Genomic DNA, 24,910 nt, shown 5'->3' with positions numbered 1-24,910 from the left:
ACTCGAAAGAATCAAGTCTCCGAAGACACCAATCCCTGAAGCCCTCGGCAACGGATAAGCCGTTCATTTTTGAACGCGGGCACCGGGTACGCGGAGTATCGGACAGCGGGTACACGGAGTATGTGGAGTTCGTACCCCCATGGTCGGAGCGACTCGTGCTGCCGTCTCGACCAATCCGCCGACCCGGTTCGCGCCGGATACCCGGTGACCGTCCCGCCGACCGACAGGGGGCCGGTTCCCGAGAACTCCGGAGGCACTGTGGGCAACGGACGGACCGGCCTGTCGTCGTCGCGCCCATGCGCGGCACTGGCCGGCCAGAACGGCGCGAAAGGCGTCGAACCCCCTCACGCACTCCGCACTCGTTTCGTCCCCGCGGAGCCCCGAGGAGCGGTCCTGCTTCTCCACGGCGGCCGATCGGAGGCGCTGACTCCACCGCCACTGCTCAACCTGCCCCGCGCCCGCATGCGACCGTTCGGCAGCGCGATCCTGCGCACGACAGCCGGACAGGACACGCTGCTCGCGACCGTGCACTACCGCTACCGCGGCTGGAACGGATCGCGCACCGACCCCGTGCACGACGCATTCACGGCGCTCGACGAGCTGGAGCTCCTGGCCCCGTCCGTGCCGGTCGTCCTCGTCGGGCACTCCATGGGCGCACGCGCTGCGCTGCGAGCGGCCGGCCACCGGCACGTCCGCGGAGTCGTCGCCCTCGCCCCCTGGTGTCCGCCGGGAGAACCCGTGACGCAGCTGAGGGACAGAGACGTGATCTTCCTCCACGACGAGCAGGACCCCGTCACCGACGCCCAGGGCTCCTGGGAGTTCCTGCGCAGATCCCGGGAAGCGGGTGCCCGTACCTGCGGCATCTCCATGCCCAGGGGCAGACACGCGATGCTCCGCGACGCCCGGGCATGGCATCGGCTCACCGCCGCCCTGACCACGGGCGTCCTCGGTACTACACCGCTGCCGCCCAGCGTGACGGCGGCGCCGTCCGGCGACGACACGGTGCTCACCGCGGACCGCGTCCTTTCCGAGCTGCGCCGCGAGCCGTGATCCACGGCAGCCGCCGTACGAATCGCTCGGCGTCGGCGCCGGCGAGTGGTATTTCCTCCTGCACGGTCGTAGCGTCGATACAGGAGACACCCGCCGGCAGGTGACGGCAGCGGTCGATGCGCTCCGCGTGCGGGCTTCGGGGACGAGCGGAGCAGGCGCGGAGAAACGGGCTCGGGTGGGTCCTCGAGATGCGGCCCGGGAGCGGACATGCGGACACATTCGGTCAGGACGGCGGCCACGGTCGGTGCCGTCGTAGCACTCACAGCTGCCATGGGATCGGCGTCCGTCGCCACGGGCACGCCCTCGTCCGCGCCCGCCGCTTCGGGACAGCAGCCCGGGCAGCCGGTGATCGTCGACTGCCTCTGGAAGTCCCACGTACGGCCCGGCGACTTCATGCTGGCCTGCGGTGACGGCAACAGCCGCCTCACCACGCTCCACTGGTCGCAGTGGGGCCCGGACTCCGCCGTGGCCAGCGGTGTCAACGTGGTGAACGACTGCAAGCCGTACTGCGCCGCGGGCAAGTTCCACGCGTATCCCGTCACCGTGCGTCTCGACCACGCGCAGTCCTGGAAGAAGCACCCGCGAGTGCAGCGCTACGCGCAGATGAGCCTCGTCTACTCCGGCAGCAGGCCGAGCGGGTTCGAGCAGACGGTCGTCTATCCACTCTGGGACTGACGGCGGGGGCGATGGGTGTCGCCCTGCCGGATCAGTACGTCAGGGTTGCCCAGGGCGGCGGACGCACGGGTGCCGCACCGCACTCAGCGGCCGGCCGCCATCACCCGCGTCAACAACCCTGCGGGTCAATACGCCTGGGGCCGGACGCGGACGACGAGTTTGCCGGTGGCGCGGTCGTGCTCCATGTCGTCGTGGGCCTGCGGCACCTGCTCCAGTCCGTCGTAGACGCGGTCCACGGGAAAGGCCAGCCGACCGGCCGCGACCGCGTCGAGGATCTCCTGGAAAGCCTCCCGAGGCAGGTCGGCGGCGTCGCCGAAGTAGCCCGCCAGGCGCACACCCTTCGGCAGGTACTCGTTCGGGGAGAAGTCCCGCACCGTCCACTGGTTGGAGAGGCTGCCGCCGAAGCAGGCCGTGCCGTGCACGCGCACTGCGCGCAGAGTGTCCGGCAGGGTCGGCGTGCCGACGAGATCAAGGGCGGCGTCGACGCCGTCCGGGTACAGCTCGCGCACGGCGGGCGCGACCTCGCCGGTGTCGAGCAGAGGGTGGTCGACACCGTGCTCCTTCAGGGAAGCGAGGCGGTCGGCCCGCCGGGTGGTGGACAGCACCGTGGCGCCGCGCCATGCGGCCAGGGCGGCGGCGGCCAGCCCTACCGAGGAGGTGCCGCCGCGGATCAGCAAGGACTGACCGGGCTTCAGGTCCAGGCCGACGGTGAGCGAGCCGTTGGCGGTCTGCACCATCTCCGGCAGGGCACCCAGCACCTCCCAGGGCAGGTCGGTGTCGACGGGGATGACCTGCGACAGCGGCACCGACGTGTACTCGGCATAGCCACCGTCGTAGGTGCGCCCCATGTCCCCCATCATGGCGACGACCTTCTGCCCGGGAGCCAAGCCGCTGCCGGCCGGGGCAGCGTCGACGGTGCCGGCGGCCTCGATACCCGGCACCCGGGGAAAGCTGACGCCCACGCTCAGACCCAGCCGAAGCTTCAGCTCCGAGCGGTTGAGGCCGAACGCCTCGACCCGGATGCGCACCCAGCCGTCCCTTTCGGACGGGAGCGGGAGGGTGGTCAGCCGCAGATTGTCCACGGGACCGGGGGCGGAGAGCTGGACGGCGCGCATAGTGGTCGGCGAAGACGTCATGGGCCTGCTTTCTTCCCGGTGGAGGAGAGTCGCTCAGCGGTGGTCAACAGGCAGCGGCTGCGGCTTCATTCCCGACTCGCCCCGGATTTGCGCTTGTTGAGACGCACCGACCGTATCCTTGCCCACCGCGCCTACTCCTTCCCTACCGCACCGCACCTGCTCCTTGCCTACCGCACCTGCTCCTCCCGACGCGTCCCGCTGCTGCCCGCGGCGCCGCCGGATCCGGCACACCATCCCGGAAAGACGCGGCCAGGCCAGGCACCGGCCGCGGCGCGGTTCCGCCGGCGAACGGCCCTCGGGCTTCGGCCAGTCGGCCAAGCCTGCATGGGAACATTCGCAGGTCACTGCCGATACCGAAAGCGACTGCCATGAGCGACCTTCCCGCGGACCCGACGATGCTTCACCCGTTTCCCGACCAGCCGCGCGTGGTCCTGCTGAAGCCGCTGGTGACCTCACCGCTGATCGAGGTCGGGGACTACTCCTACTACGACGACCCGGAACATCCGACCGCGTTCGAAACCCGCAACGTGCTCTACCACTACGGCCCGGAAAAACTGGTCATCGGGAAGTTCTGCGCGCTGGGAACCGGAGTGCGGTTCATCATGAACGGCGCCAACCACCGCATGGACGGCCCCTCCACGTTCCCCTTTCCCATCATGGGCGGCTCCTGGGCCGAGCACTTCGACCTGATCACCGGCCTGCCGGGCAGGGGCGACACGGTCGTCGGCAACGACGTCTGGTTCGGATACAACACCATGGTGATGCCCGGAGTGCGCATCGGGCACGGCGCGATCGTCGCCTCCGGCAGCGTCGTGGTCGACGACGTCCCCGACTACGCGATCATCGGCGGCAACCCCGCCAGAGTCATCCGCACCCGCTACAACGACGACGACATCGCCCGCCTGCTCGACCTCGCCTGGTGGGACTGGCCCGCAGAACACCTCACCGCACACATCCGGGTCATCATGTCCGGCACCGTCAACGACCTCGAAGAGATCGCACCACGAGCCTGAGCGGCCTTTACGGAAGACATGCGTCACACCGGAACAGCGCCAACGTCGCCTGACGCGGCGCTGGTTCAGGGCGTCGCTCGGCAGAATGTGCGGACGCCGCCGGCAGACAGGTCCCGCACCGGCGGTGCCGGGTCCGATGCTCGGCCTTGGGCATCACCGGCTCGACCGCCGCCCACAACTCGCCATCAACTTCTCAGGCTGTCACCATGCTGCTGGTCCACGACAGGGAAGTCCCCACTGCCCTTCCTGCGGCACCCGCATGACGTTCACGGTCGAACTCGAAGAGGGCTACGCATCCGCCGCGTCGGCGAACTTCGGGGGCGGCGGGCGCGGTTACGTCTTCCACTGCCTGCCCTGCGGCGAGGCGGCGTTCCTCTGGCAACGCTGACACGCGCCGCCACGCCTGTGAGCCATTGAAGGACGGCGGCGCGGAACGCGGATCACGGAGCCTCGCGCGACCCCCGCCCGCACCTGGAGGTTCCCGGGCGCCCCGATGCCGTACGAACCCCACAGCGGATCGGCGTCAGAGCGTCTCTCGGGCTGCCCAGCCCTTAGCAGGTCCAAAGAAGCTTCGAGTTGAATCTTTCCTGAAACCACCCACACGAGGCCGCGATGTTGGTATTGGATGCTTCGCATGGAACGGCAAGCCGACTTGCGTGATGCGACGCAAGCGGACAGAGCACATCGAGTGACAAGGTCGGCACCGAAGCGGTGCTCGTGGAACGAGTCGCATACGCGGCAGCGCGGACGCATGACGTCACCCGCTACGACTCGGGCACATACCCAGGAAAATCCGCCAGGCCCGTCCCCGGCAGCGGCGATCGAGTGAGCGGACATCCTCACTGATCGGTCCCAGGCGATCCGGCTCGCGGCCGGCCCACTGATGCGGACCGTGCCCCCGATGTCACTCCCCGTGTTCGCCCTCCGGGCACTCCCGGCCTCGTCCGGCAGCCGAGCCGCCCCCCGGCCGGGTCGCCGACCGGGCCGCCGACGCCGGTCCACAGGGGGCAGGGCGGGCCCGACCTTCCCGCACAATCCCCGTTCCCTCAATTGTGGAATAATCCAATTTGCCCGAAGAAAGGTTACTTTCGTGATCAACAGTGATAACCAGGGGACTGATTACGAGAGCATCCGGCCTGACCGCAGCGGTCAGGCCGAGGCCTTCGACGCCATCGGCGACCGTTACGACGAGGCCTTTCCGCACAAGGAGGGCCAGGTTTCCGCCGGCGAGTGGCTGATCGAATCCCTGGAGGCGGGCTCCCGCGTCCTGGACCTGGGCTGTGGAACGGGGGTGCCGACCGCGCGCCAGCTGGCGGACGCGGGCCTCGAGACCGTGGGGGTCGACCTGTCGGGCGAGATGGTGAAGCTTGCCCGGGAGTACGCTCCGGAGGCGACGTTCCACCAGGCGGACATCGCCGACCTGCGACCGGGCGGTGGGCTCGACCTCGGCCGATTCGACGCCGTCGCGGCCTTTTTCTCGTTGCTGATGCTGCCGCGCGCCGAGATTCCCCACGCGCTGCAGACCATCCGTCACCTACTGGCACCTGACGGCCTGTTCGCCCTTTCGATGGTCGAAGCCGACGTGGACGACTTCTCGATCCCGTTCCTCGGCAACACGATCCGGGTCTCCGGCTATCTGCACGAGGACCTGCGGCATGTCATCGAGGCGGCGGGTTTCGAGATCGTCAAGGAGTCCTCGTACACCTACGCCCCGGCGATCGCCGACGTCCCACCCGAGGAGCAGGTCTTCCTCTGCTGCAGGCGGCGTGGCTGAGAACGCACGGGTCATCACCGCGGATCGCGGAACCCATTGGACGGGACGAAACGCGTGACGGAGCACCACACCCCCCACGAAGGCTCCGCCGAGGCTGCCCGACGGCCGGTGAGCGAGGTGGGGCCGGACGCACCCTCCGCACCGGACGCAGCCCCGGTGCCGGACGCACCCTCCGCGCAGGACGCAGCCCCCGCGCAGGACGCACCTTCCCCGCCCCAGGGCCGGCGGACCGCGCGGGCAGCCCGGCCGACCCCGCCGCAAGGCCGGCGCGCGTCGGCCGACGACGGCCCTGAGACGGAGCACTCCCGGGACACGCAGCACTCCCGGGACACAGTGGCGGACAGTCCCGGGCCCCAGACGGACCGGCTTCGGTATCTCGACGTGGCCACCCGGCGGATCGCCCGCGGGATGGACCTGGACGAGACGCTCCGGGAACTGCGCCGGGCGGCCGTCCCCGCCTTCGCCGACGCGATCATCGTCCATCTGCCGGATCCGTTGCCGGTCGGCGACGAGAATTCCTCCGCGCCCGTGATCCTCCACCTGCACAGCATCGACCGGACGCCGGACGCACCGAACGCCGAGTGGGCCCGTCAGCAGCCCCGGAAGCCCTTTCCCACGCACGCGAACGTCGCCGAGCGCGTGCATCTGAAGGCCACCGGGCGACTCGCGGAGCTGGTGCAGACCGGCCGCCCGGCGTTCGGCGACGCACCGGGGACGGCGTCCGCGGTGGCGGAGCTGCTCGGCCCCGCCGCCAGTGAGCCGGGAACCCTGCCGGCGGGCCGAAGGGTGATCATCGCTCCGTTGCACGGCCGCCATCACGTCATGGGCGTCGTCGTACTCCTGCGTCAGTCCGGCCGGCCCGCCTTCACCGAGGACGACCTGCTCGTCGCCTCCCAGCTCGCGACACACACCGCGCTGGGCGTGCAGAAGGCGGTGATGTACGGCCACGAGGCGTCCATAGCGGACACGCTGCAGCACACGATGCTCCCGACGTCGCTGCCCGAGCCCACCGGCGTCCGGCTGGCCAGCCGGTATCTGCCCGCCTCGAAGACGGCGCAGGTCGGCGGCGACTGGTACGACGCGATCCCGCTGCCCGGCAACCGCGTCGCGCTGATCGTCGGCGACGTCATGGGCCACTCCATGACCTCCGCCGCGATCATGGGTCAGCTGCGCACCATCGTGCAGACCCTCGCGGGCCTCGACCTGCCTCCGGACGAGGTGCTGCACCACCTCGACGAACAGGCCCAGCGCCTCGGCAGCGACCACATCGCGACCTGCCTGTACGCGATCTACGACCCGATATCCCATCGGCTGCTCATGGCGAACGCCGGCCACCCGCCCGCGGTGCTGCTGCACCCGGACGGCCGCGGGGAGGTCCTCAGCGTCCCGCCGGGCGCTCCGATCGGCGTCGGCGGTGTCGCCTTCGAGTCCGTGGAGATGCCCGCGCCCACCGGGGCGACCCTGCTGCTGTACACCGACGGCCTCGTCGAGTCCCGCGTCACGGACGTGGGAACGGGCGTCGAGGCCCTGCGCGCCCGTCTCCAGGCCGGAGCGCAGGGGCACACGACTCCCTCGCTGGAGCTGCTGTGCGACGAAGTGCTGGGTACGGTCCTCCCGGGCACGAGGGACGACGACATCGCGCTGCTCATCGCCCGGTTCGACGGCTTCCCCACGGAGAGCGTCGGGTACTGGTTCCTGGACCCCCACCCGATGACCGCGGGACGAGCACGCCGGGTGACCCGCAGAGCCCTGCACCGCTGGGGCCTCGAATCCCTGGTCGATTCCACGGAACTCATGGTCAGCGAGGTCGTGACCAACGCCGTTCGCTTCGCCACCCGGCCCATCTCACTGCGGCTGCTCCGCACCGACGTACTCCGCTGCGAGGTCACCGACGACTCGCCCCAGGTGCCCAGAATGCGGCGGGCCGCACCGGGTGACGAGGGCGGCCGCGGCCTGTTCCTGGTCGATCAACTCGCCTGGCGCTGGGGAGCGACGCGGCTGAGCACGGGCAAGGTGGTCTGGTTCGAGCAGCAGATCCCTCGGGAGTAGCGGCCGCGAGCATCCTCCAGCGGGAGTAGCCAAGCGCATCGGACCCCACGGGCGCGGTCACGGCCGCGCTCGCCTTGGAGCCTGCCCACCGTCGTCGTGATCACCGCGACCCCGCCCAGCAGGCAACCGCGGCATCAGCGGGCCCGAGGCGAGAGGCCTGGCTCCCGGACCCCGACCTTCGCCACGGATCTCAGCCGTAGTCAGCCTGACCTGGAGACTTCGCCGTCCGACGGGTCGGATCCAGGCCCAGCGGGCCGTGGGCCGAATTGCGGGGCATCATTTGACCGAAACGGGGAAGGCGCCCGCCGTGCCACCGCAAACCACCGCACTCGCTGAGCAAATCCGCCGCGCCCTGACCGCGGCGGGCTTCACCGTGGTCGGCGAGACCGAGAGGAACTCACCGGGCCTGCGCGTGAGCGAGGACGAATCCGGCGTGCTGGTCGGCTGGACCGCCTCCCACGGCTTCGAGGCACTCGCCGACCAGTCCCGCGGCTCCGACGGCGCGGACGGATCAGGAACCAACGGCAGCATGCGCGCCATCGTCCAGGCAGCCGTCTCCGCCCTCCTCGACCAACTCGGTTACACCGTCGAGGAGACCCACAACGGGACAGCCTTCAGGGTCATGCCGGTCGCGCAGTGATCGGCCCGAACTCACGCTGATCACACCCGCCCCGACCACCACCCCAACGCCTCCTCAACATCGTTCTGGAAGACTCTCTGGGTCTCGGGCGCACGGTGTGCCGGAGTTTTCGGGTGGGGGCAGCAGTGGGTGGGCTTCGGGACGGCTGGGCTCGTTTTCGGGACTGGCGGACAGGCACCAAGTACCCCGAGAGCGGGGTCGTCCCGTTGTCGGTTGCGGACGTGCGGGCCGCGTTGCTCGCGGTCAACGGTCCGGACAGGCCCTACCGCGTGCGGAACGCCTTGCCCGCCGAGAAGGCCGACTTGGTGGCCGAATGGCGGGTCCTGGAACCTGCCGTCGGTTCCGGGCGCTCCCGTAGTCAAGTCGAACGCACCTTCAAGACGCGGATGTGTCTGGGACCGTCGCAGCACGAAGTACGGGTCTGCGACGAGCAGTTGGAGTTGACGCGGGTCGGCAGGCCGCCAGGGCGGATCATGTCGCGACAGTGGGGCCGCGGGCCCCGGATCATCACGGTTTCCTGGCGTGGGCACTACGAGCGGGGGCCCGACGGCCGTCGGCGATGGGTCGACGAATTCCGCTTCGACTCGCGGCACATGCGCAGCCCCTTGCAGAACGCGGTCGTCACGGCAGGATGGACCTGGCGAGGAGTGTCCAAGTTGTGAGCTGCCGCGGGGAGTTGAGCCGGGGATGGACTCCGCGGCACCCCGGTTCTGCTGATCAGGAGGGTGGCGCAGGGCTCTCCAGGGCGTGATCGAGCGTCGGATACAGGCAGAGCACTTCGTCGAGGCCGACGATGCGCAGGACGTCGTGGACCGCGGTCGGCAGGCTCGACAGCCGGACCCAGCCCCCGCCCTCACCCGCGGCACGGTTGGCGGCCACCAGGACGTTGATCCCGCTGGAGTCCATGAACGTGACCTCGCGGAAGTCCACGACGGTGCGATGCCCCGGAGCGCCGTCCCGGTCCGCGAGAGCCTCGCGAAAGCCGACGGCCGTGTTGAAGTCGATCTCGCCGGCCAGCTTCAGAACGCTGACGCCGTCCGGAGTGACATGGCGGGAGACGACCAAGCGGGCGGCACTCATGCCATCTCCTTCAGCGCCCGGCAGCGGGGGATCCGCTGACGCTGGGTCCACGCAAACGGACTGATCGCGTCGGTGTCAACCGACGGCTTGGTAATCTCAACATCCGCCTTACTGATCTGCGGCCATATTCGCCCGGACGCAGACCGGCCGGGCGGTCACGTGGAGGCGCACTTCAGGGGTACGTGTGCTACGGGGCCAGGTGACCAGGCGACGCGAGGCGGACCAATGAACCACATCGCGCAGGACGGTGAGCAGACGGCTCCCGGCGCGCATTCCGCACCGGCAGCGTGCGCGGCCTACAACGGGGACACGACGTGCATCTCCGCCGCGCGCCGCTTCGCCACCGCTTACCTCACCCGCGTCCACGCCGACCACCATGTGCCGTTGTCCGACCGGGCGTTGAGCGTGACGCAGCTCGTCGTGAGCGAGCTGATCACCAACGCCTGTCGCTATGCCCCGGGCCCGTCCCGGCTCGACCTGCGCATCGTCGACGACAGCGTGGAGGTCACCGTCTGGGACACCGGGCCGGCCCTTCCCGCTCCGCGCGAGCCCGATCCCGCCCGCATCGGCCAGCACGGCCTGGAAATCGTCCTCGCGGTCTGCCACGAGTACGCCGTACACCCGGAGCCGGTGGGCAAGCGCACCACCGCACTCATCGCCCTCACCAACAGCCGGCGCGAAGACTTCGCAGGCCGGTCGTCCCCCTAGGGCGCGTCCGTACCACCGGGGGCGTCTCACGCCCCTCCCCCGTCCATCCCCCGATTGATTGCAATCACTCGGCTGTACGGGGCAATCCCGCCGGCCACGCCGACGAACCCGGTGATCATCAAGTGCCTGGCTGCATGCCCGCCTGGACACCGTGATCAACGAGGAGACCGCCATGCGCGTTCGTCATTCACTGCTGGCCGTTGCCACCGCCGCCGCGCTCGCCCTGGGGCTTGCTCCCTCGGCGACTGCCACTTCCGGGCACGGTTCGGCGGTGATGAACCCGTGCGGGTTCTACGAGACCGGCTCCGACGCCTTCTACAACCACTGCACCCGGGACGGCTCACACATCGTGATCGAGGTCGAGGTCTTCGGCCCCAACTACGAGCGCTGCGTGGTTCCCGGGGACACGTGGCTGGGGAAGGCCAGCCGGATCCAGGGTGCCCACTACGTCAACCGCACGTGCTGACGTTGTCCGCGGGACGGCAACCGCGGCGGTGAGGTCCAGCGCCCCAGCCCACGCGGTTTGCCTCGACGCTCGTCCCTGATTTTTCACAAGGTGCCCGCCTCCTGCGCAGGAGGCGGGCACCTTGTGCTGTGAAATCCCCGCGGCACGAAAACCGAGAGATGAGCTTCTTATACGTCCACTCGCTCGCGGCTGGTGGTCGCGGGGGCCGTCTCCGCTGCCGTGGCCCGGCGTTGCGCGATACGCAGAAACGCCATGACGGCGACGAAGACCATGCCGTAGACCGTGGTGAGGGCGGACGTCTGGTAGATGTCGCCGGTGCGCCACGTGTGTCCCAGGGCATCGGTGACGATCTTGCGGTCCCCGTGGGCGTACTCGGCGAAGAAGTTCACCGCGATCGCCGCGTACAGCAGCACTGGCTGTACGTCGCTGCTGGCGGGCCGTTCGCCGGCCTGTGGGCCGCTCCGGCGCAGGTAGAGGGCGAAGATCTGGAAGAAGAGGTAGACGGTCAGCGACCAGCCCAGGAAGTTGGCCAGCGGTACGCCGAAGAAGCCGCCGCTGTCCTCCCAGATCCAGTTGTGGTGGATCGTCGACGCGCTGGGATCCATGGACAGGTCCCAGTCGACCATGGCGAACGACGCGACGACCGGCGTACCGATCGTGGTCAGCCAGGACGACCCCCGGCGCACTTCCGCGAACAGCACGTTGCCGATGATCCAGGCGAGATAGCCGTAGGCCGCGTAGGCGAATCCAATGATCCACGGCACTTCGAAGATCTTGCCCGAGCCGGTGTAGTGGTAGTTCCCGAACGGGAATCCCGTGGCGATGCTCAGGTTTTCCAGAGCATTGCTGACCAACAGGACCAGCACCAGGTAGACGCCCATGGCCCGCCAGCCGTAGCGCCGCGCCCCGTGCAGCAACGGGAAGATCATGGTGACGAACGAGGCCAGCGCCCCGACCGGATGAGGAATGACCGAGTTGAGCGCCTCCCCCAGCGCCGCGACGGTGACGACGACCCACAGGATCGTCGTCGAGGGGCTGCGTTGACCGACAGACATCTGACCTACCCGGGGGGATTTGGACTGCGGCAGCACATCATCACGCCCGTTCCCTGTCCGGCGCGCGGGGCGCAGCCGAGGGAACGACATCACAAACTGACAGTTGTCCATTAAAGCGTACGGCTGGCCCACGCCATATCGCGAACGCACCAGAAACTGGACAGCACCGGCGTGCTCCGCACGGGAATCCGGCGCCGATTACCCATGCGGCCGTCCCTTCGGCAGGATGGGCGCCATGATCGAGATCCGTACACCCCGTCTCATCCTCCGTCGCTGGCACGACGACGACCTCGTGCCCATGGCGGACATCAACGCGGACTCCCAGGTCATGCGCTGGATCGACGACGGCTCGGTGCGCGACCTGGAGCACACTGCGGAGGCCATCGAGCAGTGGGAAGAGGAATGGGACGAGGAGGGCTTCGGGCTCTTCGCCGTCGAGCTGCTGGCCTCGGGCGAACTGGCCGGTTTCACGGGTCTGTCCGTACCGGAGTTCCTGCCGGAGGTGCTGCCCGCCGTCGCCATCAGCTGGCGGCTCGGTTCGCAGTTCTGGGGCCAGGGCTACGCGTCCGAAGCCGCCCACGCCACCCTGGAGTTCGCGCTCCAGGATCGTGGCCTGGACCGTGTCATCTGCATCGACCGGATGGGCAACGACGCCTCCGAGAACGTCATCCGCAAGCTCGGCATGGAGCCGGAGCTCGAGACGGAACACCCGGTGTACGGCTACCCGCTGCACGTGTACGCCATCGACCTCACCGAGTTCCAGGCCTGAGCAGCACGGACGTACCGACGACGGACAGACCCGGTGGCGCCACCCGCCCGGCCCACCCCGCGAGGCTCAGTTCCGGCCCTGCTTCCCGGGAGCTGACCGCCCCCGGTACGGCCCGCTCGTCAGGCCGCTTCCGGAGAGGCGGCGAGCGGGCCGTCGGGCCGTGAACTCCCGCTCGTTCACCGGCCTTCGACCGTCGGCAATCGGACAAGAGGAGAAGTGGGCCGGCGGACCGACACATGCATGCCGCCAACGAGGGCAGTCGTCCGTCACCCTGCTTTCTATTTAAGGCGACCCTGTGACTACCTCCGTGAACGCCCAGGAAGCATCCGTCCGGCTCGGCACGGGATCGCCGGAGCACACGGCCGACCTGCCCTGGGTCGAGGACGGGGGCAAGGTCGCTCCGAAGGACGCACGGGCCCTTTCGAAGCTGTTCCTGGACCGGTTGCAGGTCCTGGAGGAGGGCACGCGGGAGTACCAGTACGCGCGGAACACACTGATCGAGATGAACCTGTCCCTGGTCCGGTTCGCCGCCCGGCGCTTCCGTAACCGGGGCAGCGGTGACATGGAGGACGTCATCCAGGTCGGCACCGTCGGGCTGATCAAGGCCATCGACCGGTTCGACCTGTCCCGCGAGGTCGAGTTCACCTCCTTCGCGATCCCTTACATCGTCGGCGAGATCAAGCGCTTCTTCCGCGACACCACCTGGGCCGTCCACGTTCCGCGCCGCCTCCAGGAACTGCGGGTCGCCCTCGCCAAGAGCAGGGAGGCGCTCGCCACCCGCCTCGGCCGCGAGCCCACGGTCAAGGAACTCGCCGTGCACCTGGAACTCACCGAGGACGAGATCATCGAGGGCCTGGTGGCGGCCAACGGCTATGTCGCCGGTTCCATCGACACCGCGGCCGGTGACGATCAGTCAGGTGACAGCGGGCCGAAGTACGCCGACGTCCTGGGCGATGTCGACCCCGCCATGGACCTGTTCGAGGATCTGCACGCGCTCGGTCCGCTGCTCCAGGAACTCGACGACCGGGAGCGGACCATCATCGAAATGCGCTTCGGGCAGGAGATGACCCAGGCGGAGATAGGCAGTCGGCTGAATCTGTCGCAGATGCACATCTCCCGCCTGCTCAGCCGCACTCTCACCAAGCTCCGGACCGGGCTCCTCGCCGTGTGAGACCGGTTCCGGTTCCAGGTCCGGTTGCGTAGACGATCCGCAGGTTCAAGTCCGCAGGTTCAAGAAGGAGAAGACAAGCCAGTGAGCGAAGCCGAGGGCCAGATCCGACAGTCGGCCGATCCGGTGGTGACGGAGCAAGTGCCGGACCTCCAGCTGCAGATGCTGGTGCGGCTGGTGGAGCAGGAACCGGAGGCGCGGCTCCCGGTGACGCTGATCATCGCCGGCGGTCTGCTCCACGGGGATCTGATCGCACACGAGGCGTGGAAGTCCGACTGGGCCCGCAGCCTCCGCGACGCGGACGGTCCCGGGGCGAAGCTGCTGGAGCGCTTTCCGGAGCAGGTGGACCAGGCGGTCGCCGAGAAGCAGGGGCACATCGCGCAACGGCTGCCGCAGTGGATCCATCTGCGCGACGCCGCCACCGTCACCGGCGCGGGCAAGCAGGTCCTGATGCCGTTGTGGCGGGGCCGGCTCACGGATGTCTCGGGCTGGTCCTTGGGCAAGCCGGAGTAGTACGCCGTCCTGGGCCCCGGCCGGCCAAGGGCGTGACCGCGGTACGGCAGGGGCCTGAGGCGCACCGGGCGGCCGGAGACACCTCAGCGCACGAGTTGGCGACCGGAAACCGGGCGCCTACGGCCGGTCACGCCCGCCGCGTCAGGCCCGGGGCAGCCAGACCGGCGCACCGCTGCCGCGGGGAACCAGAATCGTCCGGAAACGGCCCGGCGTGGCGGACATGACGACCTGGTCCGTGACTCCGGTGTAGTGGCCGCAAGGGGTCTGGGCGGAGAACTGGTCGGGGTCGAGGTAGGCATGCTCGGAGTCGGGGCCGCCCGTGCCGGCGACCTCGTGGGCGTAGTCACGGTCGAAGAGCCCGAGACTGAGGATCCAGGCGGAAACCCGGGTGAGGCTGAGGCTGACCTTGTAGCTTCCGCCCTGGGTGGCGCGCAGGAGCAGGGCGCGGATGATCCCCGTGGTGGCCAGCCAGGACAGAACGTAGTCGTTGACGACGCCGATGGGCGGCAGGGCCGGGCGTCCGTCCGTTCCCTCGCGGAGCATGACGCCGCTGACGCAGCCGGCGGTCTGGTCGAATCCGACGCGGTCGGCCCAGGGCCCGCTGTCACCGTGCAGGCTGACGGTGGCGTAGACGAGTCCGGGACGTACGGCGGCGGCCTCCTCCGGTGACAACCCGATCTTCTCCAGGAAGCCGGGCCGGCGGTTGGCGAAGAAGACGTCGGCTTCACGCAGCAGACCGCGGACGCGGCTCTGGCCCTCGGGCGAGTAGGGATCGACGGTGGCGGAGCGGGATCCGACGTTGGCGGTGTAGTAGGTGACGTCGTTCTCCCACTCGGTGGGCCGCCACAGGTTCAGCACGTCGGCGCCGTGCTGAGCGAGGTCACGACCGATGCCGGCGCCCGCGATCACATGGCCCATGCCCAACGCGCGCAGCCCGTCGAGGGGTTGGGAGACACCCGCGGGCAGGGGCTCGGGCTCGCTGTCGCCGATCTTCTCGATCTTGATCAGTGGTTCGTGGGCGAGGTGGTCCCGGTACTGCGGCTCGGCGAGGAACTCCTCGGTCGTGCGCAGCATCGGCATCACGATCCCGGCCTCGGTACCGGCCTGTTCCAGGTCGGCCGCGTCCCAGGTGCGGATGGCGTCCGCGGCGGCGGCTTCGTCGGGGGTGGTCCTCAGCAGCCGGAGCGTGGCGTCCTTGATCTTCGGATACAGGTTGAGCGGCATCACCCAGCGGCTGTCGCGTGTCTCGTAGAACCGCAGACTGAACGGGTTGTCGGGGTCGTGCGGGCGGCCGGGGCTGAACCCGTTGAGCTTCTCCCACTTCCTGTCGTAGAAGGGGCACAGGCGGTGCGGGGCCTTGCGCAGGTCCATGGTGATGTCCTGGCCTTCGCCTCCGCGGTGGCGCCAAAGGGCTGCGAGCGCCACCGACTTGGCGGTCATGCCCAGCGCAGGTACCGCTCCCAGCCGGATGACGGAGGGGACGATCGGGTCCGCCCCGAGGAAGGTGATCCGCCCGCCACTGTCCTCGGGACGCATGCCGATCTCGGCCAGGACGTCGTGCAGTGCGTGGTGGATGTCGAAGTCGTCGTCGCCGGTGAGCGGATGGGCCACGGCCCGGGAGATCTTTTCGGTCAGCGAGTTCATGGTGAGACCTTCGCCAGGGGAGAACGGGTGGGTGGGGCGGGGGCGAGTACCGTGCCGCGCGCCGGGCACGCAACGCACGGTCGCGGGGCTATCCCCGCTGCGCGTCGGGGGTTTCGGCGAGGGCCCGCATCAGGGCGACCTGCCTGCGGTCGCGCTCGGCGGCCAGTTGGTCGATGCCGGCCCCGAAGTCACGCGCCTGTTCGTTCAGGGTGCTCACGGTGGCGTCGTCGAACGCGACGTGTTCGCGGGCCATCTGATCCCAGCGCTTCTCCATGCCGGGGCCCAGATGCGTGACGAAGTGCGGCAGGCCACCTTCGCCGCCGCCGAGGTGAAACGTCTGGAACGGCCCGGCGACCGCCCAGCGCAGGCCGATGGAGGAGGTGACGATGGCGTCCAGCTCCTGCTCCGTGACGACTCCCTCGGCGACCAGGTGGACGCATTCGCGGAAGAGCGCCGACTGCAGCCGGTTGGCGACGAACCCGGGAACCTCCTTGCGGAGCACCTGGGGGCTCTTGCCCAGGGCGGTGTAGAAGGCACGGGCGCGCTCGACGGTCTCCTCGCTCGTACGCTCGCCGGGCACGATCTCGACGAGCGGCACCAGGTGCGGCGGGTTGAACGGGTGGCCCACCACCAGACGTTCCGGGCTGTCCAGCGCGGTGGCGATGTCGGTGGCGGGGATGCCGGAGGTCGAGGTGGCGAACAGGGCGGCGGCCGGTGCGTTCTCCTCGATCGTCCGCCACATCTGGTGCTTGACCTCCAGCCGCTCGGGGCCGTTCTCCTGCACAAGGTCGGCCTCGCGCACGGCGGTGGCCAGGTCCGGCTCGAAGCGGAGGCGCTCGGTGAGGTCCGCTGTCGGCAGCCCCAGGCCCTCGAGCACCGGCAGCGTGCCGTCGATCAGTTCACGCACATGCGTGTCGACACCGGGTTGCGGATCGCTGACGGTGACCTCGAGTCCGTGGGCGAGGAAGAGCGCGGACCAGGAGGCGCCGATCACGCCTGCGCCGACGACCGTGACACGACGGATTCCGGCGGCTTCGGTGGGTTCGGTCATGGGGGTGGTCCTCTCCGAGATACGGGTGGTCTTCCTGATGCGGCCGACCGGGCACGACGGCTCGGGCGATCCGTGGGACGCGAACTGAGGGGGCTCAAGCGAGGTAGTCGTGCACGAGTTCCGTGCGGCCCAGCGTGAGGTCGGCCACGATGTGGCTCGCCGCGACCACTTCGCGTACGGGCAGGTCGGACAGCGGGGCGAGGGCGTGGGCGAACAGTTCCAGGCGGGCCGGCCCGCTCCAGGCGCCCTTGATGGTCACGTCGGAGATCTGGGCGCGGACCAGTTCGCAGATGCGGGGCTTGGCGTCGTACCCCGGCAGCTTCTTCAGCATGAAGGTCGGCAGGGTGACTTCGGCGCGGGCCTGCGCGGAGTCCAGGGCCCGGTGCTTGTAGCCCATGGTGGCGGTGGCGACGCGCAGAGTGCCGTAGTCGAGGGTGCCGACCAGGGTGTCGGAGTCCACGTACAGCCGGGGCGCCCCCAGCTTCTTGGGGAAGGCGCTGATCTCACGGCCGCTGGCGATGGCGGGGTGGCTGTCGACGTACATGGCGAGGCTGTACTCGCCCCGCTCGCCCTCGTGCTCGACGGCCACGACCTGGCCGGACTCGGTGTAGTCGCCCAGCCCTGTCACATCGGGCATCCGCATGATCTCGAAACGCACCAGGGGTTCGGGGACACGCAGCGGTTCCGGTACGACGGCGGCGAGCGCCTCGGGGTCCGTGCGGTAGGTGATGTTCAGGTATTCGCGACTGGTGAAGCGGTACGGGCCCGCGGGGAACGCGGGGGCGTTGAGAGGGGTGGTCAGCGACTTGACGACGTCTTCAGCACGCATCGGGCTCGCCTTTCTTTCTCGTGAGCTGCCAGGAGCTTTCCCGAGCTGCCGGGGGCGCTCCCGAGCCACGACCATGAAAGAGTCCAGTTAGTTGGCAAATACAACTTGTTGCTATGTACAACGATACGACCGTGCGCCGCATTCCCGCAAACCCATGCCGCCCACCCACGGGATCACACCTTCCTATGCGGTACGGGACGAGCGCCGTCCGGCTCGCGCACAGCCGCACCGGCAGACCGGGGCCATGAGGCAGCGCGCCCCACCTGTCACAAAGTGGGAGAATTCGACTATCCCGGAGATGCGCAACCAGCGCCCTCTCACCGAGAGGCAGGTCAGCCCATGCCGAAGAAACCACGTCCGTCCGAGCCCTCGCACGGAGAGGGCCCGAGCCGCCACCAGGGCACCGGTCAGCACGGCTGGTCGCCCGATGTGGACGAGACGCGCCAGCAGGACAACCCGAGCGCCCACCGCTCCTTCCACCCTGGCGAGCACGCCGGAGACAGCGGCCCCGGCCGGACGAGGTCCAAGGAGGAGACCAAGTCCGTACCGGGCGACACGAGCAAGAGCACCGGTGCGCGCGGCGAGGAGTACGCCGGCGACGACGAGAAGGGCATGCGGGACACCGGTCGCAGGGGCCGCTCGCAGCGCCCCAGCGGGACCAAGGACGCCTCCGCGACCACGGGCGTGGACCCGCAGGACCCGCCGTCCGGTCGACGACCGGGCTAGCACCCCGACCGACGACCAAACCCGCCGGCACCGGTCCACCCGGCACCGGCCCCGTCTGTCTTGTCGGCCGCGGCAACACTCAGCAGATCCGCGGCAGTTGCTCCCCGATCGGCAGGTCGACCACGCGCGTTCCACCCAGCCCGGTGCGGGCCACCACCATGCCCGGGTGCGCGTCGACGGTCTCGCCGATGATCACGGAGTCCCGGCCCAGCGGATGGGCCCGCATCGCCTCCAGGACGGCGTCGGCATGCTCACGCGGGACGAAGGCCACCAACTTGCCCTCGTTGGCGACGTACATGGGGTCCAGTCCCAGAATCGCGCAGGCGTTGGCCACGGGCGGCGGGACGGGCACATCGCGTTCACGGATGACCACCCCGGCACCGGAGGCCGACGCGATCTCGTTCAGAGCCGCGGCCAGCCCGCCGCGCGTGGGATCGCGCAGCACGTGCAGATCCCGGGTGACGGCCAGCATGGCGTCGACCAGGCCGCCGAGCGCCGCACAGTCGCTCTCGATCTCCACACCGAATTCCAGGCCTTCGCGGACGCTCATGATCGCCACACCGTGTACGCCGATCGCGCCGCTGACGATCACGACGTCACCGGGTACCACCCGCTGCGCGCGCAGGTCGACACCCGCCGGGATGAGCCCGATGCCCGCCGTGTTGATGTAGACCCCGTCGCCGTGACCCGACTCCACCACCTTGGTGTCGCCGGTGGCCACCTCGACGCCCGCCGCACGCGCCGCCGTCCCCAGCGCCTCGGCGATCCGGGCGACCACCTCCAGTTCGACGCCCTCCTCCAGGATGAAGCCGCAGGAGAGGTAGGCGGCCCGGGCCCCGCTCATGGCGAGGTCGTTGACCGTGCCGTTGACGGCGAGGTCCCCGATGCTGCCGCCGGGGAAGAACAGCGGCCGCACCACGAACGAGTCGGTGGAGAACGCCAGTCGGACCCCGCCGAGCGAGAGCGCGGCGGCGTCGCCGAGCTGGGCGAGCACCTCTCCCCCGAAGGCGGGCGCGAAGACGTGCTCGACCAGTTCGGCGGAGAGCGCGCCGCCACCGCCGTGGCCCATGACGATGCGGGGCCGGTCGCGCAGCGGCGCCGGACACGTCCAGGCCTCGGGGTCCGGCGCGGGCACGCGGAGATCGGTGGTGTCAGACAACGGGGCTCGCCTCCCGGGCCACGGGGGTGATCTCAAGACGCCGGTAGAGGTAGTACGCGGCGCAGGCGCCCTCGCTGGAGACCATGGTGGCGCCGAGCGGGGTGCGGGGGGTGCAGAGGGTGCCGAAGGCCTCGCACTCGTGCGGCTTGAGCATCCCCTGGAGGACCTCACCGCTGCGGCATTCGGCCGGCTCCCGCGTCTGGATGCCTTCGACCGAGAAGCGGTGCTCGGCGTCGAAGTCGCGGTACTTGCGCGACAGCCGCCAGCCGCTGTCCGGGATCACACCGATACCGCGCCAGGCACGGTCGGTGACCTCGAAGACGTCCTCCAGCATGGCCTGGGCAGCCGGGTTGCCCTCCGGCCTGACGGCCCGGGCGTAGGCGTTGTCGACGGTGTGCTCGCCGCGTTCCAGCTGGTGGACGGTCCGGCGTACGCCTTCCAGGATGTCGAGCGGTTCGAACCCGGTCACGACGATCGGGACCTTGAACCGTTCGGCCAGCTCCGGGTACTCCCCCACGCCCATCACGCTGCAGACGTGCCCGGCGGCGAGGAAGCCCTGGACCCGGCAGTTCGGCGCACTCATGATCGCCTCGATCGCGGGGGGTACCCGGACGTGGGACACCAGCAGGCTGAAGTTCGGGATGCCGAGCTTGCGTGCCTGATGGACCGTCATCGCGTTCGGCGGCGCCGTCGTCTCGAACCCGATGCCGAAGAACACCACCTCGCGGTCCGGGTTCTGCTGCGCGACCCGCAGGGCGTCGAGCGGCGAGTAGACGACGCGTACGTCGCCCCCTTCGCTGCGCACCTGGAACAGGTCCCGGCCGGTGCCGGGGACGCGGAGCATGTCACCGAACGAGCAGAAGATCACGTCCGGCCGGGAGGCGATCTCCAGCGCCTTGTCGATGACTTCGAGCGGGGTCACGCAGACGGGACAGCCCGGACCGTGGATCAATTCGACCTGATCGGGGAGGAGTTGGTCGATGCCGTGGCGGATGATGGTGTGCGTCTGTCCTCCGCAGACCTCCATCAGGGCCCACGGCCTGGTCACGGTGGCGTGGATGTCGTCGAGGAGCCGCCGCGCCAGTTCCGGGTCCTGGAATTCGTCCATGTACTTCACTTCCGCGCCTCCTCGATGACGTCCTCGTCCGGGAACGGGGTGGTTCCGCCTGCTTGCGCGGCCAGTTCCCAGGGGTCGCCGAACTCCTCCTGCAACATGCCGAGCTGGGCGAAGAGTTCGAGCGTCTGCTTCGCCGACTCCTCGTCCAGACGTTGCAGGGCGAACCCGACATGGACGATGGCGTACTCGCCGACCTGGAGGTCGGGCAGGTACTCCAGGCACACCTCCTTGACCACTCCGCCGAAATCGACGGTGGCCATACGGGTACCGTCCCGTTCCTCGATGTCCAGCACTCTGCCGGGTACCGCCAGGCACATGGGCCTCTCCTTGCTGTGGATCGTGCGTCACCCGGTGCTGCCGGGACAGTTCCTCACTCGTGCACTGCGGTCCGGTCCTCCGCACGGGCGGCCACCACGAGCTGGCCGAGGGCGAGGCCGCCGTCGTTGGGCGGGACCAGGTGGTGGCGCAGCACGGTGAACCCGTCCTCGCGCAGAGCCGCGGCGCAGGCCGAGGAGAGCAGGGTGTTGGCGAACACGCCCCCGGTCAGGGCGACCGTGTCCAGCCCGTGCCGAGTCCGCGCCCGTACGCACATCCGGTGCACCAGGCCGGTGACCGCGCGGTGGAAGCGGGCGGCGATCAGCGCCGGGTCCGTGCCCGTCCGCAGATCACCGACGATCGCCGCGAGGACGGGTGCCGGGTCGGCCCGTACCGGGTCATCGGACTCAGGCGGCGCTGTCCGCAGGGCGAACGCGTACGAGGTGGTGTCGTCGGCCGGCGCGTGCAGCGCCGCGCTCTCCAGCTCGACGGCCGCCTGGGCCTCGAAATCGGCGCGGTGACACACGCCGGCGAGCGAGGAGACGGCGTCGAAGAGCCGGCCCATGCTGGAGGTGGGGACGCAGTTCAGGTCGCGCTCCAACTGCCGTTCCAGCACCCGTCGTTCGTCGGCCGGACAGGCGGCCGCGCAGGGCAGGGCGTCCGACCAGTCGATCCCCGCCGCGCGCAGATGCGCCAGGGCCATCCGGTACGGCCGGCGCACCGCGGCGTCGCCACCGGGCAGCGGGACGTAGGCGAGGTGCCCGAACCGGACGAAGCCCTCGTAGTCCGCGAGCAGGATCTCGCCGCCCCACACCGCGCCGTCGTCGCCGTGCCCCGTCCCGTCGAAGGCGACGCCGATCACCGGTCGGCCGCCGTCCAGCCCGTGTTCGGCCATCGCGGCGGCGACATGGGCGTGATGGTGCTGGACGCGTACGACGGGTCGTCCTGACGCGTTCCGCCCGGCCCACTGGGCGGAGCGATAGCCGGGGTGCCGGTCGGCCACCAGCATCCGGGGCCGTACGCCCGTGATGGACTCCAGCTGTGTCTCGGCGCGCTCGAAGGCCCGCTGGGTGCCGAGGTCGTCCATGTCGCCGATGTGCGCGGACAGCCAGGCCCGGCGCCCCTCCCCGAGACAGAACGCGTTCTTGAGGTCTCCGCCGGCGGCGAGGGCCGGGTGCACGGTCACCGGGAGGTCCACGGGCAGCGGCGCGTAGCCGCGGGCGCGGCGGACCATCAGCGCCTCCCCGTCGCAGACGCGCAGCACGGAGTCGTCGCACGGCACATGGATCGGGCGGTCGTGCGTGAGCCAGGCGTCGGCCAGGGGCGCCAGCCGCTCCAACGCCTCCTCGTCGTCGGTGACGATCGGCTCACCGGCCACATTGCCACTGGTCATGACCAGCATCCGGGGCCCGTCGGCGTCACCGGGCAGACCGAGCAGCAGATGGTGCAGGGGCGTGTACGGCAACATCACGCCGAGATCGGGGCTGTGGGGCGCGACGGCCTCCGCCGGCCCGGGCGACCCCGTCGCATGCGCCAGGTCCGTACGCCGGCGCAGCAGCACGATCGGCCTGGTCCCGCCCTCCAGCAGTGCGCGCTCCTCCGGACTCAGCCGGACGAGGTCCTCGAGATCGGCCGCGCTCCTGACCATGACGGCGAACGGCTTGTCCCCCCGGGCCTTGCGGCGGCGCAGCAGGGCGACCGCGGCGGCATGGGAGGCGTCGCAGGCCAGGTGGTAGCCGCCCAGGCCCTTGACCGCGACGATCGCACCCCGTGCCAGGAGCGCGCGGGCCCCGGCGACCGGGTCCCCCGCCCCGGCACTCCGCGGCGGCTCGCCGGACGACCGCTGCGCGACGAGCAGACGCAGTCGCGGTCCGCAGGCGGGGCAGGCGACCGGCTGTGCGTGGAAGCGGCGGTCGGCCGGATCCGTGTACTCCCGGGCGCAGTCGGGACACATCGCGAAACCCGCCATGGTCGTGTGCGCCCGGTCGTACGGCACTCCGGTGACGATCGTGAACCGCGGGCCGCAGTGCGTGCAGTTGATGAAGGGGTGACGGTGCCGTCGATCGGACGGATCGGCCAGTTCCCCGAGACAGTCGCCGCACGTGGCCATGTCCGGCGAGACCAGCGTGCGAGCCGGTCCGTCCGTCCGGGAGGCGATGATCGTGAACACGCTGCCACCCGTGGCGGGCAGCTCCCGGTGGTCGACGGACTCCACACGGGCCAGCGGCGGGGCGTGCGCGGCGATCCGGTCGCAGAACTGCGCGACGGCCGAGGCGGCGCCCTCGACTTCGGCGACAACGCCGTCCGGGGTGTTGGTCACGTGACCGGACAGCGCCAGCTCGGTGGCGAGGCCGTAGAGGTACGGCCGGAAGCCGACGCCCTGTACGACGCCCCGGACGGTGACCCGGCGGCGCCGCGGCGTGTCACCGGCGACGACGGTCGAAGGCGGCGTACTGCTCACGAGCGGGTCTGGGCCATCGCGCCGGTGCCGTCCGGGTGGGCGTGCGGATGGCCGTCGTCATGGTCGGCGTGATCGCCGTGTGCGTGACCGTGTGCGTGTGTGTGACCGTGGCCGTCCTGCTGACGGGCCATGACGGGTGAGTGGACGGGCGCTCCGTCCGCGGCCGCGATCGCCCTGTCGAGCAGCGCACCGAGCCCTCGGTCCTTGCGCGCCGAGGTGAGGACCACCTCGACTCCGGGGTTGACCTGCTGCACGTTCGCCCGAAAGGCGGCCTCGTCGAATTCGACGGCCTCGGCGATGTCGGTCTTGGTGACCACGACCAGGTGGGCGAGGCCGAAGGCCGTCGGGTACTTCAGCGGCTTGTCCTCCCCCTCGGTCACGGAGGCGAGGACGACCCTCAGCGTCTCCCCGAGGTCGTAGGAGGCCGGACAGACGAGATTGCCCACGTTCTCCACGAACAGCAGGCGCGTGTCGTCGGGCAGCCAGCCGTCGAGGTGGCCGCCGAGCATGTCCGCCTCCAGATGGCACAGCCCGTCGGTGAGCACCTGCTTGACCGGAACGCCCGAACGGGCGAGGCGCGCCGCGTCGTTCTCGGTGGCGAGGTCGGCGGTCAGCGCCGCGACAGGAACCGACCGCTCCCGTGCGAGCAGCAGTTCACGTTCCAGCAGCGCGGTCTTGCCGCTGCCGGGGCTGGAGAGCAGATTGACGACGGCGGTGCCGCGGGCGGCCAGCTCGGCGCGCAGCGTGTGCGCGGTCGCGTCGTTCTTGGCGAGTACGGCCTGACGCAGGTCGACCACACGGCACATGGTTCAGCGCTCCTCGGAGATCGGTTCGCGGGCTGGAGCGTGCGTCCGGCCGTCCTCCCAGTGCACGCTGAGGATCTGCAGTTCCCGGCCCGAGAGCAGGTCGGTGGTCGCCCCGCCGCACTCGGGGCAGCTCAGCCGGGGTGGCATACCGACGGCCCATTCGAACGCGCATGGGGCGCAGCGGGCCCGCCCCGGCACGGTCTCGGTGACCAGACCGGCGCCCTCCAGGAGGGTTCCGGCGCAGGCCAGTTCGAAGCAGAAGGTGAGGGAGTCGGGTACGACGCCGGCCAGTTCGCCCACATGAAGCCGTACCGACCGCACGGCCGTCACGTCCCCGGCCCGCTGCGCGGCCTCCTCGACCTGGCCGATCACCGCCAGCGCGATGGACATCTCGTGCATCGGTCTCTGTCCTCCCAGGAGGCCGGCCTGCGCCGACCGCCACCGCGGCCGGTTTCGGCCGCCCGGCCCGCACGGGAAGGCGTGGGCCGGCGGCCTTCATTAGAGGCGAGGGGGCCTGCTTCGAAGGCCAGGCACGCCGCCGGCCGCCGGTGGCGTACGCCGTTCGACCCAACGCCCCGGCGGGTGCCCCGCCTCACATCCTGCGCATCCGCAGATAGCGCCTGAGGTCAGGAAGCACCTGCCGGACAAGGGCGGCCACGGCGGCCACGGCCGCGCCGCCGATGATGGTCTTCTTCATCCCGTCTCT

General features: G+C 70.0%; 27 protein-coding genes. 14 read left to right on the top strand and 13 right to left on the bottom strand.

Going from position 1 to position 24,910, the window contains the following annotated elements:
• Nucleotides 1–306: 306 nt before the first annotated feature.
• A complete protein-coding gene (locus ACFWM2_RS05545; RefSeq protein WP_383274195.1) occupies nt 307–1,050 on the top strand; it encodes an alpha/beta fold hydrolase in 744 nt (247 codons plus the stop codon).
• 207 nt (nt 1,051–1,257) lie between these two features.
• Nucleotides 1,258–1,725, top strand: a complete 468-nt coding sequence (locus ACFWM2_RS05540; RefSeq protein WP_383273273.1) for a hypothetical protein — start codon at nt 1,258–1,260, stop codon at nt 1,723–1,725.
• A 125-nt stretch (nt 1,726–1,850) separates the two neighbouring features.
• Here ACFWM2_RS05540 and ACFWM2_RS05535 read toward each other — a convergent pair whose 3' ends face one another.
• Nucleotides 1,851–2,861, bottom strand: coding sequence for a zinc-binding dehydrogenase (locus tag ACFWM2_RS05535; RefSeq protein WP_383273271.1), 1,011 nt, complete (start codon nt 2,859–2,861; stop codon nt 1,851–1,853).
• A 368-nt stretch (nt 2,862–3,229) separates the two neighbouring features.
• Between ACFWM2_RS05535 and ACFWM2_RS05530 the strand changes: the two genes are divergently transcribed.
• The 6 genes from ACFWM2_RS05530 to ACFWM2_RS05505 all read left to right on the top strand — a co-directional run bounded on the left by ACFWM2_RS05530 (nt 3,230) and on the right by ACFWM2_RS05505 (nt 8,999).
• Complete coding sequence (locus tag ACFWM2_RS05530; RefSeq protein ID WP_383273269.1) at nt 3,230–3,874, top strand: CatB-related O-acetyltransferase; 645 nt, start codon at nt 3,230–3,232, stop codon at nt 3,872–3,874.
• A 259-nt stretch (nt 3,875–4,133) separates the two neighbouring features.
• Entirely contained in the window at nt 4,134–4,262 is a 129-nt protein-coding gene (locus ACFWM2_RS05525; RefSeq protein WP_383273267.1) for a hypothetical protein, read from the top strand.
• A gap of 702 nt (nt 4,263–4,964) precedes the next feature.
• A complete protein-coding gene (locus tag ACFWM2_RS05520; protein ID WP_383273265.1) occupies nt 4,965–5,648 on the top strand; it encodes a class I SAM-dependent DNA methyltransferase in 684 nt (227 codons plus the stop codon).
• A 54-nt stretch (nt 5,649–5,702) separates the two neighbouring features.
• Complete coding sequence (locus ACFWM2_RS05515) at nt 5,703–7,697, top strand: SpoIIE family protein phosphatase (RefSeq protein WP_383273263.1); 1,995 nt, start codon at nt 5,703–5,705, stop codon at nt 7,695–7,697.
• Nucleotides 7,698–8,004: 307 nt separating this feature from the next.
• Nucleotides 8,005–8,337 carry a hypothetical protein gene (locus tag ACFWM2_RS05510; protein WP_383273261.1) on the top strand — a complete coding sequence of 111 codons (333 nt, stop codon included), beginning with the start codon at nt 8,005–8,007 and terminating at the stop codon, nt 8,335–8,337.
• 269 nt (nt 8,338–8,606) lie between these two features.
• The gene (locus ACFWM2_RS05505; protein ID WP_383273259.1) at nt 8,607–8,999 is read left to right on the top strand and encodes a hypothetical protein; all 393 of its coding nucleotides are present in this window, start codon (nt 8,607–8,609) and stop codon (nt 8,997–8,999) included.
• Between the two features lie 55 nt (nt 9,000–9,054).
• Here the strand turns inward: ACFWM2_RS05505 and ACFWM2_RS05500 are convergent, their stop codons facing one another.
• The gene (locus tag ACFWM2_RS05500) at nt 9,055–9,417 is read right to left on the bottom strand and encodes an STAS domain-containing protein (RefSeq protein WP_383273257.1); all 363 of its coding nucleotides are present in this window, start codon (nt 9,415–9,417) and stop codon (nt 9,055–9,057) included.
• 225 nt (nt 9,418–9,642) lie between these two features.
• On the opposite strand from ACFWM2_RS05500, the gene ACFWM2_RS05495 reads away from it, so the two are divergent.
• A complete protein-coding gene (locus ACFWM2_RS05495; RefSeq protein WP_383273255.1) occupies nt 9,643–10,125 on the top strand; it encodes an ATP-binding protein in 483 nt (160 codons plus the stop codon).
• A gap of 172 nt (nt 10,126–10,297) precedes the next feature.
• A complete protein-coding gene (locus ACFWM2_RS05490; protein ID WP_383273253.1) occupies nt 10,298–10,591 on the top strand; it encodes a DUF6355 family natural product biosynthesis protein in 294 nt (97 codons plus the stop codon).
• Nucleotides 10,592–10,758: 167 nt separating this feature from the next.
• On the opposite strand, the gene ACFWM2_RS05485 is transcribed toward ACFWM2_RS05490, so the two are convergent.
• A complete protein-coding gene (locus ACFWM2_RS05485; protein WP_383273251.1) occupies nt 10,759–11,646 on the bottom strand; it encodes a carotenoid biosynthesis protein in 888 nt (295 codons plus the stop codon).
• A gap of 235 nt (nt 11,647–11,881) precedes the next feature.
• On the opposite strand from ACFWM2_RS05485, the gene ACFWM2_RS05480 reads away from it, so the two are divergent.
• From ACFWM2_RS05480 to ACFWM2_RS05470, 3 genes are all read left to right on the top strand, one after another.
• On the top strand, nt 11,882–12,415 hold the full coding sequence (locus ACFWM2_RS05480; protein WP_383273249.1) for a GNAT family N-acetyltransferase: 534 nt from the start codon (nt 11,882–11,884) through the stop codon (nt 12,413–12,415).
• A gap of 295 nt (nt 12,416–12,710) precedes the next feature.
• Nucleotides 12,711–13,586, top strand: coding sequence for a SigB/SigF/SigG family RNA polymerase sigma factor (locus tag ACFWM2_RS05475; RefSeq protein ID WP_383273247.1), 876 nt, complete (start codon nt 12,711–12,713; stop codon nt 13,584–13,586).
• Between the two features lie 159 nt (nt 13,587–13,745).
• Nucleotides 13,746–14,096 carry a hypothetical protein gene (locus ACFWM2_RS05470; protein WP_383274192.1) on the top strand — a complete coding sequence of 117 codons (351 nt, stop codon included), beginning with the start codon at nt 13,746–13,748 and terminating at the stop codon, nt 14,094–14,096.
• Nucleotides 14,097–14,237: 141 nt separating this feature from the next.
• Here ACFWM2_RS05470 and ACFWM2_RS05465 read toward each other — a convergent pair whose 3' ends face one another.
• From ACFWM2_RS05465 to ACFWM2_RS05455, 3 genes are all read right to left on the bottom strand, one after another.
• Nucleotides 14,238–15,740 carry a CoA transferase gene (locus ACFWM2_RS05465; RefSeq protein ID WP_383273245.1) on the bottom strand — a complete coding sequence of 501 codons (1,503 nt, stop codon included), beginning with the start codon at nt 15,738–15,740 and terminating at the stop codon, nt 14,238–14,240.
• Between the two features lie 88 nt (nt 15,741–15,828).
• Nucleotides 15,829–16,791 carry a 3-hydroxyacyl-CoA dehydrogenase NAD-binding domain-containing protein gene (locus tag ACFWM2_RS05460; protein WP_383273243.1) on the bottom strand — a complete coding sequence of 321 codons (963 nt, stop codon included), beginning with the start codon at nt 16,789–16,791 and terminating at the stop codon, nt 15,829–15,831.
• A gap of 94 nt (nt 16,792–16,885) precedes the next feature.
• Entirely contained in the window at nt 16,886–17,620 is a 735-nt protein-coding gene (locus tag ACFWM2_RS05455; protein ID WP_383273241.1) for an acetoacetate decarboxylase, read from the bottom strand.
• A gap of 339 nt (nt 17,621–17,959) precedes the next feature.
• Here ACFWM2_RS05455 and ACFWM2_RS05450 point away from each other — a divergent pair, with 339 nt between their 5' ends.
• Nucleotides 17,960–18,346 carry a hypothetical protein gene (locus ACFWM2_RS05450; RefSeq protein ID WP_383273239.1) on the top strand — a complete coding sequence of 129 codons (387 nt, stop codon included), beginning with the start codon at nt 17,960–17,962 and terminating at the stop codon, nt 18,344–18,346.
• Between the two features lie 79 nt (nt 18,347–18,425).
• Here ACFWM2_RS05450 and hypE read toward each other — a convergent pair whose 3' ends face one another.
• The 7 genes from hypE to ACFWM2_RS05415 all read right to left on the bottom strand — a co-directional run bounded on the left by hypE (nt 18,426) and on the right by ACFWM2_RS05415 (nt 24,901).
• Entirely contained in the window at nt 18,426–19,505 is a 1,080-nt protein-coding gene (gene hypE / locus ACFWM2_RS05445) for a hydrogenase expression/formation protein HypE (protein WP_383273237.1), read from the bottom strand.
• Nucleotides 19,498–20,622, bottom strand: coding sequence for a hydrogenase formation protein HypD (hypD, locus tag ACFWM2_RS05440; protein WP_383273235.1), 1,125 nt, complete (start codon nt 20,620–20,622; stop codon nt 19,498–19,500). The genes hypE and hypD overlap by 8 nt, the downstream gene beginning before the upstream one ends.
• Nucleotides 20,619–20,939, bottom strand: a complete 321-nt coding sequence (locus tag ACFWM2_RS05435) for a HypC/HybG/HupF family hydrogenase formation chaperone (protein ID WP_383273233.1) — start codon at nt 20,937–20,939, stop codon at nt 20,619–20,621. The genes hypD and ACFWM2_RS05435 overlap by 4 nt, the downstream gene beginning before the upstream one ends.
• Nucleotides 20,940–20,992: 53 nt before the next feature.
• Nucleotides 20,993–23,398 carry a carbamoyltransferase HypF gene (gene hypF / locus ACFWM2_RS05430; protein ID WP_383273231.1) on the bottom strand — a complete coding sequence of 802 codons (2,406 nt, stop codon included), beginning with the start codon at nt 23,396–23,398 and terminating at the stop codon, nt 20,993–20,995.
• Nucleotides 23,395–24,204 carry a hydrogenase nickel incorporation protein HypB gene (gene hypB / locus ACFWM2_RS05425; RefSeq protein WP_383273228.1) on the bottom strand — a complete coding sequence of 270 codons (810 nt, stop codon included), beginning with the start codon at nt 24,202–24,204 and terminating at the stop codon, nt 23,395–23,397. Before hypB ends, hypF begins: the two co-directional genes overlap by 4 nt.
• Nucleotides 24,205–24,207: 3 nt before the next feature.
• Nucleotides 24,208–24,603 (bottom strand): hydrogenase maturation nickel metallochaperone HypA, encoded by a 396-nt coding sequence (locus ACFWM2_RS05420; protein WP_383273226.1) that lies wholly within the window; start codon nt 24,601–24,603, stop codon nt 24,208–24,210.
• Between the two features lie 193 nt (nt 24,604–24,796).
• Nucleotides 24,797–24,901 (bottom strand): DUF6893 family small protein, encoded by a 105-nt coding sequence (locus ACFWM2_RS05415; RefSeq protein WP_383273225.1) that lies wholly within the window; start codon nt 24,899–24,901, stop codon nt 24,797–24,799.
• Nucleotides 24,902–24,910 lie beyond the last annotated feature (9 nt).

Source organism: Streptomyces sp. NPDC058371 (assembly GCF_042723265.1).
GTDB lineage: Bacteria > Actinomycetota > Actinomycetes > Streptomycetales > Streptomycetaceae > Streptomyces.
This window is presented reverse-complemented; position numbering and strand designations above follow the sequence as displayed.